General features: G+C 50.5%; 14 protein-coding genes. 5 read left to right on the top strand and 9 right to left on the bottom strand.

Annotation, left to right across the window (positions count from 1 at the left end; genetic code table 11):
- Positions 1–16: 16 nt before the first annotated feature.
- On the bottom strand, positions 17–1408 hold the full coding sequence (gene narK / locus SF1226; RefSeq protein ID NP_707132.2) for a nitrate transport protein NarK: 1392 nt from the start codon (positions 1406–1408) through the stop codon (positions 17–19).
- A gap of 338 nt (positions 1409–1746) precedes the next feature.
- Here narK and narX point away from each other — a divergent pair, with 338 nt between their 5' ends.
- Both narX and narL read left to right on the top strand, forming a co-directional pair.
- Positions 1747–3543 (top strand): nitrate/nitrite sensor protein NarX, encoded by a 1797-nt coding sequence (gene narX, locus SF1225; protein NP_707131.1) that lies wholly within the window; start codon positions 1747–1749, stop codon positions 3541–3543.
- Positions 3536–4186, top strand: coding sequence for a transcriptional regulator NarL (gene narL / locus SF1224; RefSeq protein NP_707130.2), 651 nt, complete (start codon positions 3536–3538; stop codon positions 4184–4186). Before narX ends, narL begins: the two co-directional genes overlap by 8 nt.
- On the opposite strand, the gene ychP is transcribed toward narL, so the two are convergent.
- Positions 4187–5440 carry an invasin gene (gene ychP, locus SF1223; RefSeq protein ID NP_707129.2) on the bottom strand — a complete coding sequence of 418 codons (1254 nt, stop codon included), beginning with the start codon at positions 5438–5440 and terminating at the stop codon, positions 4187–4189.
- Between the two features lie 325 nt (positions 5441–5765).
- Here ychP and ychN point away from each other — a divergent pair, with 325 nt between their 5' ends.
- Positions 5766–6119 carry a hypothetical protein gene (gene ychN / locus SF1222; RefSeq protein NP_707128.1) on the top strand — a complete coding sequence of 118 codons (354 nt, stop codon included), beginning with the start codon at positions 5766–5768 and terminating at the stop codon, positions 6117–6119.
- A gap of 43 nt (positions 6120–6162) precedes the next feature.
- Here ychN and chaC read toward each other — a convergent pair whose 3' ends face one another.
- On the bottom strand, positions 6163–6879 hold the full coding sequence (gene chaC / locus SF1221) for a cation transport regulator (protein NP_707127.2): 717 nt from the start codon (positions 6877–6879) through the stop codon (positions 6163–6165).
- 136 nt (positions 6880–7015) lie between these two features.
- Positions 7016–7246 (bottom strand): cation transport regulator, encoded by a 231-nt coding sequence (gene chaB, locus SF1220; protein NP_707126.1) that lies wholly within the window; start codon positions 7244–7246, stop codon positions 7016–7018.
- A gap of 268 nt (positions 7247–7514) precedes the next feature.
- On the opposite strand from chaB, the gene chaA reads away from it, so the two are divergent.
- Entirely contained in the window at positions 7515–8615 is a 1101-nt protein-coding gene (gene chaA / locus SF1219; RefSeq protein NP_707125.1) for a calcium/sodium:proton antiporter, read from the top strand.
- A gap of 345 nt (positions 8616–8960) precedes the next feature.
- On the top strand, positions 8961–9128 hold the full coding sequence (locus SF1218a; RefSeq protein ID YP_008439243.1) for a hypothetical protein: 168 nt from the start codon (positions 8961–8963) through the stop codon (positions 9126–9128).
- Positions 9129–9276: 148 nt separating this feature from the next.
- Here the strand turns inward: SF1218a and kdsA are convergent, their stop codons facing one another.
- Genes kdsA through prfA form a run of 5 tightly spaced genes read right to left on the bottom strand, consistent with a single transcriptional unit; the run spans position 9277 to position 13284 of the window.
- Positions 9277–10131: a 2-dehydro-3-deoxyphosphooctonate aldolase gene (gene kdsA / locus SF1218; protein NP_707124.1), complete on the bottom strand. Its 855-nt coding sequence runs from the start codon at positions 10129–10131 to the stop codon at positions 9277–9279.
- A gap of 35 nt (positions 10132–10166) precedes the next feature.
- Positions 10167–10976 (bottom strand): hypothetical protein, encoded by an 810-nt coding sequence (gene ychA, locus SF1217; protein ID NP_707123.1) that lies wholly within the window; start codon positions 10974–10976, stop codon positions 10167–10169.
- Positions 10977–10979: 3 nt separating this feature from the next.
- Positions 10980–11372 (bottom strand): hypothetical protein, encoded by a 393-nt coding sequence (locus SF1216; protein ID NP_707122.1) that lies wholly within the window; start codon positions 11370–11372, stop codon positions 10980–10982.
- Positions 11369–12202: a N5-glutamine S-adenosyl-L-methionine-dependent methyltransferase gene (hemK, locus tag SF1215; RefSeq protein NP_707121.1), complete on the bottom strand. Its 834-nt coding sequence runs from the start codon at positions 12200–12202 to the stop codon at positions 11369–11371. The genes SF1216 and hemK overlap by 4 nt, the downstream gene beginning before the upstream one ends.
- Complete coding sequence (gene prfA, locus SF1214) at positions 12202–13284, bottom strand: peptide chain release factor 1 (protein NP_707120.1); 1083 nt, start codon at positions 13282–13284, stop codon at positions 12202–12204. The genes hemK and prfA overlap by 1 nt, the downstream gene beginning before the upstream one ends.
- Positions 13285–13298: the final 14 nt, after the last annotated feature.

Genomic DNA, 13298 nt, shown 5'->3' with positions numbered 1-13298 from the left:
AATCAAATATTAAGATTTATTTTTTAGAATGCCGACCATATACCGCCCAAGTAATCACTACGCAGGCGATATAGAAAATCAAAAATACTTTCATTGCACCTACTGGCGAACCCGTTAATGCCAGCGAGCTACCAAACGCTTTCGGGATAAAGAAGCCACCAATCGCGCCAATCGCAGAGATGAAACCCAGCGCCGCTGCCGTGCCGGTTGCCGCTTCACGCATCGCACGTTCGTCAGAACCCCCTTCTGCTTTCACGCGATCCATTGTCAGTTTACGGAAGATCACTGAAATCATCTGGAAAGTGGAACCACTACCCAGCCCAGCTGTCAGGAACAGCGCCAGGAAGACCGCGAAGAACGCCATGAAGCTTCCGCCCTGCCCGTCAGTCGGTAAGGTCAGGAACAGCAGGCCGCTGAAAATCGCCATCAGAATAAAGTTCACCAGCGTGACACGAGTTCCGCCCAGACGGTCAGATAATGCACCACCTGCAGAACGCGCCAGCGCACCAATAAACGGCCCGAAGAAAGCGTATTGCAGAATCTGAACATCCGGGAACTGCGTTTTTGACAGCATCGCAAAGCCCGCGGAGAAGCCGATGAAGGAGCCGAAGGTTGCCAGATACAGCAGGCTCATAATCCACAGATGACCCCGTTTGAGTACCGGCAACTGCTCCTTGATGGAGGCTTTCGAGGTAGCAAGATCGTTCATGCCAAACCACGCCGCAATGGTGAAGATGGCAAGGAACGGCACCCATATCCAGGACGCATTCGCCAGATACAGCTCAGTCCCATCCGGCTGTTTGACGCCCTGGCTACCAAATACTGCGAAAATCGACAGTGATACCACCAGCGGAGCAACCAACTGCATGACGCTGACGCCCATGTTTCCCAGACCACCATTCAGACCCAGCGCGCCACCCTGCTTCTGTTTCGGAAAGAAGAAGCTGATGTTTGCCATACTGGATGCGAAGTTCGCGCCAGCAAAGCCGCATAGCAGAGAGATGATGATGAAGACGCTATAAGGCGTGGAGGTATCCTGCACGGCAAAACCCAGCCAGACGCAAGGAATAATCAGAATACCGGTGCTGAACGCCGTCCAGCGACGACCACCGAAGATAGGAACCATAAAGGAGTATGGAACACGTAATAACGCGCCAGAAACCGAAGGCAGCGCAGTCAACATAAATAGCTGATCGGTCGTAAAATTAAAACCGACTTTCGGTAAGTTCACCGCAACAGCGCTGAACAACATCCATACGCAAAACGCCAGCAGCAGACAGGGAACGGAAATCCACAGGTTGCGGCTGGCAATACGTTGACCGCGTTGTTGCCAGAACGCAGGATCTTCCGGTCGCCAATCTGTTATGACAGCTCCAGTAGCCCTTTCGGAGGCAGATGAGTGACTCATAGACACCTCTGATACTCGTTTCGATGTCTGCCACCTTAGTGTCTGGAGCTAAAGGCAATTTGATGTAAATCAAACGATAAGATAACTTTATCTATCATTGATATTTATCATTACCCATAGTGAGTACAGTGATTTCATAAAAATTATGAGATTTTTCACGGTGCTGTAGAATCCCTACCCTTACCGATGTAAAGCGACTAACCACACGGCAAATAAGGAGTAACTCTTTCCGGCTATGGGTATACTTCAGCCAATAGCCGAGAATACTGCCATTCCAGAATATATCGTCACATTCATTAAGGTTATTGCTCATTTAAAGCCTGAAGGAAGGGGTTTACATGCTTAAACGTTGTCTCTCTCCGCTCACCCTGGTTAATCAGGTTGCGCTTATTGTGTTGCTTTCTACTGCTATTGGACTGGCAGGGATGGCGGTTTCTGGCTGGCTGGTGCAAGGCGTTCAGGGCAGCGCCCATGCGATCAACAAAGCGGGATCGCTGCGCATGCAAAGTTACCGTCTGTTGGCGGCAGTGCCATTAAGCGAGAAAGACAAGCCCTTAATTAAAGAGATGGAACAAACGGCATTTAGCGCCGAGTTGACTCGAGCAGCAGAACGAGACGGACAACTGGCGCAATTACAGGGCTTACAAGATTACTGGCGTAATGAACTGATCCCTGCGCTGATGCGTGCACAAAACCGAGAAACGGTGTCAGCGGATGTCAGCCAGTTTGTTGCCGGGCTTGATCAGCTGGTATCTGGTTTTGACCGCACCACGGAAATGCGTATTGAGACAGTGGTACTGGTCCATCGGGTAATGGCGGTATTTATGGCACTTTTACTGGTGTTCACTATTATCTGGTTGCGGGCGCGACTGCTACAACCGTGGCGGCAACTGCTGGCAATGGCGAGTGCCGTCAGCCATCGCGATTTTACCCAACGCGCAAACATCAGCGGGCGCAACGAAATGGCGATGCTTGGAACTGCGTTGAACAATATGTCTGCAGAACTGGCCGAAAGTTATGCCGTACTTGAGCAGCGGGTTCAGGAGAAAACCGCCGGGCTGGAGCATAAAAATCAGATCCTCTCTTTTTTATGGCAGGCTAACCGCCGTTTGCATTCCCGCGCCCCGCTGTGTGAACGCCTGTCACCGGTACTCAACGGCTTACAGAATTTAACCCTGCTACGTGATATCGAACTGCGGGTGTATGACACTGATGATGAAGAGAATCATCAGGAGTTTACCTGCCAGCCAGATATGACTTGTGATGATAAAGGCTGCCAGCTCTGCCCGCGCGGCGTATTACCCGTTGGTGATCGCGGCACGACCCTGAAGTGGCGGCTGGCTGACTCTCATACGCAGTACGGTATTTTGCTGGCGACCCTGCCGCAGGGGCGTCATCTTAGCCATGACCAACAACAACTGGTGGATACCCTGGTTGAACAACTTACCGCCACGCTGGCGCTGGATCGCCATCAGGAACGTCAGCAACAGTTGATCGTGATGGAAGAGCGTGCCACCATTGCGCGCGAACTGCATGATTCTATTGCCCAATCTCTCTCTTGCATGAAGATGCAGGTGAGTTGTTTACAGATGCAGGGCGATGCGCTGCCAGAAAGCAGCCGCGAACTGTTAAGTCAGATCCGTAACGAACTGAATGCATCCTGGGCGCAGTTGCGTGAATTGCTCACCACATTCCGCTTGCAGCTCACCGAGCCTGGATTACGTCCGGCGCTGGAAGCGAGTTGCGAAGAGTACAGCGCCAAATTTGGCTTCCCGGTGAAGCTGGATTATCAATTGCCGCCTCGTCTGGTGCCTTCACATCAGGCAATCCACTTGTTGCAAATTGCCCGTGAGGCATTAAGTAACGCCCTCAAACATTCGCAAGCGAGTGAGGTCGTGGTGACGGTGGCGCAAAACGATAATCAGGTCAAACTGACCGTCCAGGATAACGGCTGTGGCGTGCCTGAAAATGCCATCCGCAGCAATCACTACGGCATGATAATAATGCGCGACCGTGCGCAAAGTTTACGAGGCGATTGCCGCGTCCGCCGTCGTGAATCAGGTGGCACCGAAGTGGTGGTCACCTTTATTCCCGAAAAAACTTTCACAGACGTCCAAGGAGATACCCATGAGTAATCAGGAACCGGCTACTATCCTGCTGATTGACGATCACCCGATGCTGCGAACTGGCGTAAAACAGCTTATCAGTATGGCACCAGATATCACCGTGGTTGGCGAAGCGAGTAATGGCGAACAGGGTATTGAACTGGCGGAATCTCTTGATCCCGATCTGATCCTGTTAGATCTCAATATGCCCGGCATGAACGGTCTGGAAACGCTGGATAAACTGCGCGAAAAGTCCCTCTCAGGGCGCATTGTGGTATTCAGCGTCTCTAACCATGAAGAAGATGTGGTCACCGCACTGAAACGCGGCGCGGATGGCTATCTGTTAAAAGATATGGAACCGGAAGATCTGCTGAAAGCATTGCATCAGGCAGCTGCTGGCGAAATGGTATTAAGCGAAGCATTAACGCCTGTTCTGGCCGCCAGCTTGCGCGCTAACCGTGCCACTACTGAGCGCGATGTTAACCAGTTAACCCCACGCGAGCGCGATATTCTCAAGCTGATTGCCCAGGGTTTGCCGAACAAGATGATTGCCCGCCGCCTGGATATCACCGAAAGCACAGTAAAAGTGCACGTCAAGCACATGCTGAAGAAAATGAAGCTCAAGTCTCGCGTGGAAGCAGCGGTATGGGTGCATCAGGAGCGCATTTTCTGATTACGGTTCCCAGCGCAGTTCGTCGTTTGACAATGCATCGAACGGTTCGACAAGCGTTAGCGTGATCTCATTGGAGGAGACACGCTGCCCCTGGTTATCTTCCACCACCACAGACAATCGCCAGTGATTGCTTGCCCCTTCCCCGTTCTGCCAGTCAGGCATGATCAGCGTCCAGCCCTCCGCGCTGTTGGCTTGTGCGCCCGGCGTCAAACTTAATATCTGCGTATCGCCCTGCCAAATCAGTTGCCGAATACCGTAACGACTGCGGATTTGTAATTTCAGCGGCACTGTTTCGCCAGGTTTTAGATCCCACGGCGGTGTCGCCAGAAACACCGTTAACGTTTTTCGCTGTCGGTACTCAAGAGTCGGTAGATTATTTCGCTGCGGATTGTCATAGCGACTACCACGTAACGACTGACTTTCGGCAACCTCGCCCGCAGAAAGTTGTTTTTTGAGCGGTACACCAAAGCGGTAATTAAGATTCAGCCCGAGGTTATTTTGATTTTCGCCACTTTCCCCCTGTTTATGCTGGGCCGTCACAGTGACTAATGGCACAGGGGTGTAATTTAATCCCAGACTCAACGCGACGGGATTGTGATAACCCGTACCAGAGTTAAACAAATCAACACGATCACCAAAATACTGTTCTAGGCTGACACTGGTATTGAGGTGTTGATAGAACGGCATGCGCATCCGAGCTGTCAGGTCGTACCCGCGCGCCATCCGTTGTTCCTGCGTGGCTGTCTGTTCATGCCATGCAGCAAACGGCTGATAAAAGTTTGCCGATAATCGCAAATATTCGCCCCACGCTTCGGCACCAAAGCCCGCTCGCTGAAGATTTTCGTCCTGCAAGTTGTCATAAAAAGTGTTATAACCCACCAGCCAGTTGCCGCGCGCCCAGCGTTGCCCAACGCCCACATTGCTCACCAACCCATTATCCTGCTGAGTAAGACCAAGCTGGCTCCAGGTGAGATAACGATCATTATCTTGTAACGGCACAAACCAGCTTCCACGACTGCCGGTGAAATGTCCTTCGTTATCCACTTTGACGTCAACACTGGCATTTCCCCACGGTGATAGCCAGGACTCTACGTGCTGATTAACCTGTTGACTAAGCGCGTCGCGGACTTTTCCCAATGCGAAAGCTTTTGCCTGCTCGCCAGTATCCAGCCCGTTATCATTCATACTGGTTTCGCCGAAATCTTTCACAATTTCAGCAAAGTGTTTTTCCCCATCATGATTTTCGGGAGCCATGCCTAAATCCGGCAGACCATCATTGTTATTATCAAAGGGATTTGCCGCTTTTTGCTCGAAGGTAGATTGTGCGTTAGCTGTACCGCCTGCTACAAGCAAGAGTAAATAAAACGGGATAATGCGAGGAACGAAACGGCTCAAAACGTCGGTAACTTCCGGTAATAATGAAAAACCATAGCCTTAAAGAATAACGATTACTGGCAACTTTTGTCGTATTTTCTCGCGCTTTCAGGAAAATCCTTAAAAATGTGACCGATTGGTCAGACGCTGCAGAAGCAGTAAGATAGAAGATGAGTGTCTAATTCCCTGAATACAGGAGTAAATAATGCAAAAAATAGTGATCGTTGCCAATGGCGCACCTTACGGGAGCGAATCCTTGTTTAACAGCTTGCGGCTGGCCATTGCGTTACGAGAGCAGGAGAGCAATCTGGATCTGCGTCTGTTCCTGATGTCTGATGCGGTCACAGCCGGGTTGCGCGGGCAAAAACCAGGGGAAGGCTACAACATTCAGCAAATGCTGGAGATCCTTACCGCTCAGAATGTACCGGTGAAATTGTGCAAAACCTGTACCGACGGGCGCGGGATTAGCACACTTCCTCTGATTGATGGGGTGGAAATCGGTACTCTTGTGGAACTGGCGCAATGGACGCTGTCAGCCGATAAAGTGCTCACATTTTAATGTTTAAGGGGGCGTCTGACGCCCCACTATGAGGGAAGTTTACTCAGGCGAATCCCGGCCTTAACACACCATCCGGATAATTCTCCGCCAGTAGTTTTTTTACCGATACCAGCAAATCATTCAGCCCATCGTCCTGCATTCCCAGTTTGATAAGCTCCTGTTCCAGTGAAAACAGGTATTGTGCATTGGTTCCCAGCGGACCGCTCGCCGCCGCAATCAACGGCGCGATGACCTGAGCGCGAGTGTCAGATTCATATTCTGGATGTCGCGGGTCCATAATAAACACAATGGCGTTTACTGTGCGTCCATCATCAAGATCAAGCTGACACCAGGTTGGCAGATAACAGCCGGTAATCATCTCGCGCTTCCACAACAGGGTTAGTTCCTGCTCCAGCGTCTCTTCTGGTAGTCGATAGGCGACGCCTGTGGTGCGTCCGCCCTCTTTCAGTGCAAGCATCCGTCCCGGCTGGTGCGCAGTCCCGCGCCCGGCGGTCAGGCGCAGGCAAAACGCGCGATGCCATCCAACCAGTGTACCGGTGCATGATTCGGTAAACTCCAGTGCCGGATTCCACATCAACGATCCATAACCGAAGATCCACACCGGTCCCTCATCAGGTCGACAAGCCAGCGTCGCCGCCAGCGAAGCCGCCCGTTGTTCTGCTGACCATAAGAGTGATTCTTCAATGGCACCAAATGCCGTTTTACAATCGGCATTCATCAAGAAATCACGCGTTATCACCTTACACCTCCGCCACTGCATACTTCCCTGCGACAACTTTTTGGTGTCTTCCGGACATTTTTACCGCTCATTTTGAAACCACTAACGGAACAATATGCAATCCACGGACCACTTGCAAGGCAACACCGCACGAATAGCTTTAACTAAGCTACCGGTTTTACGATTTTTTATGCCATTTATCATCATCCCCTTTGGCATATTCATGCTTCACAGCAGCCCAGGCCACTTTATGCGCGGTTTCTTCGCGACTGGCGTCATCACGCCGATCTTCTTTATCTTTATATTGATCCCATGCGCTGTTGAACGCTTCTTTATAGATATCCTGGGCATGAGACGGTAGAACGTGCTTTACGCTTTCCGGCAGATCGCTTTTCGTTTTATACGGCATCGTTGACTCCTTTTACAAAGTTGAACATTAAGTGTGGTCAACAATATCTACTCTTGCCAAAACATAAGAATTTTCATGTCAGACTGTTCTTAAGAAACGCTAAAACAAACATTGTCTAAACGTAATACTTATTTTTATGCCCCAATGAGTAAAAAATCGACAGCGGGGTAAAAATTCGTAAAATGTTACCGATATCCAGACACTTTCTGTTATTTTTCCTACCTATTTTTACATTTTCGATAAATTCATCTGCAAAGGGATAACCATAATGTCAAATGCTCAAGAGGCGGTAAAAACCCGCCACAAGGAGACTTCGCTTATTTTCCCGGTTCTGGTGCTGGTAGTGCTGTTCCTGTGGGGAAGTAGCCAGACACTACCAGTGGTCATTGCCATCAATCTTCTTGCGCTTATTGGTATTTTAAGTAGCGCCTTTAGTGTTGTCCGTCATGCGGACGTATTAGCCCATCGCCTGGGAGAACCTTACGGTTCGCTTATTCTTAGCCTTTCAGTGGTTATTCTTGAAGTCAGTTTGATTTCAGCTTTAATGGCAACCGGCGACGCCGCGCCAACGCTAATGCGTGATACGCTCTATTCAATCATTATGATTGTTACCGGTGGGCTGGTTGGCTTTTCATTATTGTTGGGCGGTCGTAAGTTTGCCACCCAATATATGAATCTGTTTGGTATCAAGCAGTATTTAATTGCGCTGTTCCCCCTGGCGATAATCGTACTGGTATTTCCAATGGCTCTGCCTGCGGCGAATTTTTCAACCGGTCAGGCGTTACTGGTAGCATTAATTTCTGCGGCAATGTATGGCGTATTTTTGCTGATCCAGGCCAAAACGCATCAAAGTTTGTTTGTCTACGAGCACGAAGATGACAGTGATGACGACGACCCGCACCACGGTAAAACGTCTGCCCATAGCAGCCTGTGGCATGCTATCTGGTTGATTATCCATCTGATTGCCGTTATTGCAGTCACCAAAATGAACGCCAGCTCGCTGGAGACATTGCTCGACAGCATGAATGCCCCTGTTGCCTTTACTGGCTTCCTGGTGGCACTGTTGATTCTGTCGCCGGAAGGTTTAGGTGCGTTAAAAGCAGTGTTGAACAACCAGGTTCAGCGCGCGATGAATCTGTTCTTTGGTTCAGTGTTAGCAACAATTTCGCTTACCGTACCTGTCGTCACGCTAATTGCCTTTATGACGGGTAACGAATTGCAGTTTGCACTTGGTGCGCCAGAAATGGTGGTGATGGTGGCCTCTTTAGTGCTGTGCCATATCTCCTTCTCCACCGGACGTACTAACGTGCTCAATGGCGCAGCGCATCTGGCACTGTTTGCCGCCTATTTGATGACGATATTTGCCTGACAGTTATATCTCCTCCGATGACGGAAATCGGGAGAGATAAGATAAATTCCTGCTTATTGTATTTCTTCATACTACCTGGACAGCTCGTTAATCAGAATTGCGAGCCTGTACCACAACCTGCACGAAACCACTGCAACAGCTGTTGAAAAGCCGGAATGTACTCTTTATTGCAAACATTTCAGGGATGAAGTGAAGATGAATTGAGACGTAGTATCCACACCAAGCCGGAATTATCCGGTGAGGCGCAATGTTGCGGGGGCTTTATCCCTGGTGGCATTGGTTGCTGGAAAGAGAAAACCCCCGCACGTTGAGAGGTAAAACCTGACAACAAAACGGGGGCTAATCTTGAAACCAGACACTTCAAGAATAGCCGCAAAGATGTTGTCATTACAACAAGGCGGCTATATGACGCTCGCGCAGTTTGCCATGACTTTCTGGCACGACCTGGCAGCACCGATCCTGGCGGGGATTATTGCCGCAGCGATTGTCAGCTGGTGGCGTAACCGGAAGTAAGGTGAAAACGGGCGTCAGGCTGCCGTGATGGCAATATGCGCCCGAAACCGGCCGCAGGGGTAACAGCCTGCGGCCTTTTTTGTATCTGGCACCCATGAAAAAAGTCTTAACGCAGAACGCTAAGACTTTATTTTTCAAGCAAAAAAGATTACTTGCTGGTATCCAGTTCTTCGAAACCTTTCACCAGATCATCAATCGCTTTCATCTGCTTGAGGAACGGTTCCAGTTTAGCCAGCGGCAGCGCGGATGGACCATCACATTTCGCATGTTCCGGATCCGGATGCGCTTCAATAAACAGCCCCGCCAGACCTACCGCCATACCGGCTCGTGCCAGCTCAGCCACCTGAGCACGACGACCACCGGAAGCTGCGCCAAACGGATCGCGGCATTGCAGTGCGTGGGTCACGTCGAAAATCACCGGCGAGTTACCAGACACTTTCTTCATAATGCTGAAGCCCAGCATATCGACAACCAGGTTGTCATAGCCGAAGTTAGCACCACGATCGCAAAGAATCACTTTTTCGTTGCCGCCTTCTTTGAATTTATCAACGATATTACCCATCTGTCCCGGGCTGACAAACTGTGGTTTCTTGACGTTAATTACCGCACCGGTTTTCGCCATGGCTTCAACCAGGTCAGTCTGGCGAGCAAGAAACGCCGGCAACTGAATCACATCCACGACATCAGCAACGGGCTGTGCCTGACTTGGTTCGTGAACGTCGGTGATAATTTTCACGCCAAAAGTCTGCTTCAACTCCTGGAAGATTTTCATCCCTTCTTCCAGGCCCGGTCCACGATAAGAGTGGATGGAGGAGCGGTTGGCTTTGTCAAAAGAGGCTTTGAACACGTAAGGGATACCCAGTTTCTGGGTCACAGTTACGTAGTGCTCGCAAATGCGCATCGCCAGATCGCGAGATTCCAGCACGTTCATACCGCCAAACAGTACGAACGGCAGGTCATTTGCTACGTTGATGTCGCCAATGCTAACCACTTTTTGTTTCATAGGATCGCCTTAATCTTGAGTAAAATGTCGATTAATTAATGCAGCACAATATGTTTATGCGCGATGTTATTTATTTGCGCACGGATCATTTCGCTGATCGGGTCTTCCGGACACCGTTCAACGAAATAACTTAAATCGTTCAACGCAACGTGTTCGCAATCCAGTTGCGCATAAATCAACCCGCGATCGCGAATTTCATAGGGATCTTCAGGGTTGAATTGTAATAAAGCTTCGCTGGTGCGTAACGCCAGCTCCATCTGATTTTCTTCCATCAACGAGGCTTTGAGTGTATCCAGCAATTTGCGGATTACCTCAATGTTATCAGCTTCATCAAGGTCTTCATAAAACAGTTCCGCCGACGGGCTGATATTTCCCTTTAACCATCCGTCCAGCATATGTTCGCTTAACGATTCACCGTTAAAAGGATTAATCAGCCAAATTTCGCCATCCGGACATTCAATGCGCAATATCAGCTGCGTAGGGAAAATCACCGGCAGCAGCGGCAAATCGAGACGATTCGCGACCCATAATAAAACCGCACCTAATGATACCGCACTGCCCTGTCGATTCTTTAACACCTGGTCCAGCCATAATGCATCGGAAAGACGATAAACGCCGCGTGAGGCTTTAAATCCCCAGTCGCCGTAAAACAGCGCGATCAGTTTTTCCAGCTGCTCTTCTAAAGGCAGAAGCTGGCTGATTTCTTCCTTCGCCAGACTAACGAGACGCTCCAGTTCGTCGTAAACATCTTGCGAGGGAAAATCGCGGCGGATTGCTTCGCAAGCCAGGATCATGCCTTCGCACAATGGCGCTTTATTAAATTCGAAATCAGCTAACGATCTCATGACTTACCCCAGTAACGGTACTTTTGTGGTGGCGAGTTTAATGATGATGTACAGCACCACCAACGCCAGCGGGAAGGCAATAATGCGCGCCTGCTGACTGTGCATACGACGATAATCGAGTGCAATAAAACCCAAAACGATATAAATGATAACTCCAAACAGCTTTTCAGTCAGCCACTGTGCCTGCCCGGAAAATGGCAGGATGTGCGCTTTAGCCATCAACGCAATGCCGCTTAACAATAACACCGTATCGACAACCGGCGGCACAATGCGCGTCCAGCGAGCAAATGCCTGTGGATGCTTCTGATAACGTAGCCAGAAACGTAAGGTTAATAGCCCAACAGAAAGCGCGATACTAATAAGATGAACACTAAGCAGTGTAGAAAAACTTGTCATTGATAATAGCGGCCGAGCGTTACGCGCTCGTTATCACCATAGTCACGGCAGGTTTCGACGTCATGATACCCCGCGAGGATAAATGCTTGTCGCACCGCTTCGCCCTGCTGCCAGCCATGTTCCAGAAGCAGAAAGCCGCCGGATACCAGCGCGTTACGCGACTGTTCGATGATATGCACGATGTCTGCCATTCCACTGTCTGCCGCAACCAGCGCAGTGAGCGGCTCAAAGCGGACATCGCCTTGTTGAAGATGTGGGTCCTGCTCGTCAATATACGGCGGATTGCTGACAATCATCGCAAACTGCTGCCCGGCTAGCGCGCTAAACCAGTCGCTTTGCAGAATGTGGATATTTTTGATCGCCAGATGCTGGGCATTACGTTGTGCCAGGGAGACAGCATCAGGCATACGATCTACAGCGATAATTTCGCAGTCCGGGCGCTCGCTAGCCAGCGCAAGCGCAATCGCCCCGGTACCCGTCCCGAGATCGAGAATACGGCAAGGTTGTTCAGGCAACCGCGCCAGTGCCTGCTCCACCAGACACTCCGTATCCGGGCGCGGAATTAAGGTCGCTGGCGAAACAAATAACGGCAACGACCAGAATTCTCGCACCCCGGTTAAATGAGCAATGGGTTCACCATCGCGACGACGTGTCAGTAGCGCATCAAGTTGCTGACATTGTTCGTCAGTCAGCTGCGTTTCACCAAAGGCGAGAATAAAAGTACGCCCTCTGCCGGTAACATGCTCCAGCAGGATTTCAGCATCACGCCGCGGGCTTTCGCTCGCCTGAAGTTGGCTTATTGCTTCACGTAACCAGTGTTGATATTCCATTATTCCTGCTCGGACAACGCCGCCAGTTGGTCGGCCTGATGTTCCTGGATAATCGGTTCAATCAGCATATCCAGCTTACCTTCCATCACTTCATCCAGGCGGTAGAGCGTCAGGTTGATGCGGTGATCGGTAACGCGCCCCTGCGGGAAATTGTAAGTACGGTTACGGTCGCTGCGATCGCCACTCCCCAGCAGGTTACGACGGGTAGACGCTTCGGCCTGTTGGCGTTTTGCCATTTCAGCAGCGTGGATGCGAGCACCGAGCACTGAAAGCGCCTTCGCTTTGTTTTTATGTTGTGAACGTTCGTCCTGACATTCAACAACAATCCCGGTCGGCAAGTGAGTAATACGAATTGCCGAATCGGTGGTGTTAACGTGCTGACCACCCGCCCCTGACGAGCGGAAAGTATCAATGCGTAAATCTGCTGGGTTGATGTCCGGCAGTTCTGCGTCAGGCAGTTCTGGCATTACCGCAACGGTACAAGCAGAAGTATGAATACGACCCTGCGATTCCGTAGCAGGAACACGTTGCACGCGATGACCGCCGGATTCAAATTTCAGACGACCATACACACCATCACCGCTAATTTTGGCGATGATCTCTTTATAACCACCATGTTCACCCTCGCTGGCGCTCATGATTTCTACCCGCCAGCGGCGGGCTTCGGCGTAACGGCTGTACATACGGAACAGATCGCCTGCAAACAGCGCTGCTTCGTCGCCGCCGGTTCCGGCACGGACTTCGAGGAAGGCGTTACGTTCGTCATCAGGATCTTTTGGTAGTAATAGAACCTGTAATTGCTGTTCCAGTTGCTCGCTTTTTTCTTTAGCTTCGCGCAGTTCATCCTGCGCCATCTCACGCATTTCAGGATCGTCGAGCATCATCTGTGCGGTTTCGATATCTTCCTGAACCTGTTGCCAGTCGGTAAAACAGCGCGAAACATCACTTAACTGCGCATATTCGCGTGATAATGCGCGAAAACGTTCCTGGTCGGCGATAGTTTGCGCGTCACCCAGCAACGCCTGAACTTCTTCATGGCGTTCATGCAGGGCTTCCAGTTTGGCAACGATAGAAGGCTTCATAGGCGTAAATGCAC

This window comes from Shigella flexneri 2a str. 301 (assembly GCF_000006925.2).
Taxonomy (GTDB): Bacteria; Pseudomonadota; Gammaproteobacteria; order Enterobacterales; family Enterobacteriaceae; genus ECMA0423.
This window is presented reverse-complemented; position numbering and strand designations above follow the sequence as displayed.

Bases quoted from the DNA above. Each gene is read 5' to 3' on its own strand.
- narK (NP_707132.2), bottom strand. From the start codon at position 1,408: ATGAGTCACTCATCTGCCTCCGAAAGGGCTACTGGAGCTGTCATAACA.
- narX (NP_707131.1), top strand. From the start codon at position 1,747: ATGCTTAAACGTTGTCTCTCTCCGCTCACCCTGGTTAATCAGGTTGCG.
- narL (NP_707130.2), top strand. From the start codon at position 3,536: ATGAGTAATCAGGAACCGGCTACTATCCTGCTGATTGACGATCACCCG.
- ychP (NP_707129.2), bottom strand. From the start codon at position 5,440: ATGGCTCCCGAAAATCATGATGGGGAAAAACACTTTGCTGAAATTGTG.
- ychN (NP_707128.1), top strand. From the start codon at position 5,766: ATGCAAAAAATAGTGATCGTTGCCAATGGCGCACCTTACGGGAGCGAA.
- chaC (NP_707127.2), bottom strand. From the start codon at position 6,879: ATGCAGTGGCGGAGGTGTAAGGTGATAACGCGTGATTTCTTGATGAAT.
- chaB (NP_707126.1), bottom strand. From the start codon at position 7,246: ATGCCGTATAAAACGAAAAGCGATCTGCCGGAAAGCGTAAAGCACGTT.
- chaA (NP_707125.1), top strand. From the start codon at position 7,515: ATGTCAAATGCTCAAGAGGCGGTAAAAACCCGCCACAAGGAGACTTCG.
- kdsA (NP_707124.1), bottom strand. From the start codon at position 10,131: ATGAAACAAAAAGTGGTTAGCATTGGCGACATCAACGTAGCAAATGAC.
- ychA (NP_707123.1), bottom strand. From the start codon at position 10,976: ATGAGATCGTTAGCTGATTTCGAATTTAATAAAGCGCCATTGTGCGAA.
- SF1216 (NP_707122.1), bottom strand. From the start codon at position 11,372: ATGACAAGTTTTTCTACACTGCTTAGTGTTCATCTTATTAGTATCGCG.
- hemK (NP_707121.1), bottom strand. From the start codon at position 12,202: ATGGAATATCAACACTGGTTACGTGAAGCAATAAGCCAACTTCAGGCG.
- prfA (NP_707120.1), bottom strand. From the start codon at position 13,284: ATGAAGCCTTCTATCGTTGCCAAACTGGAAGCCCTGCATGAACGCCAT.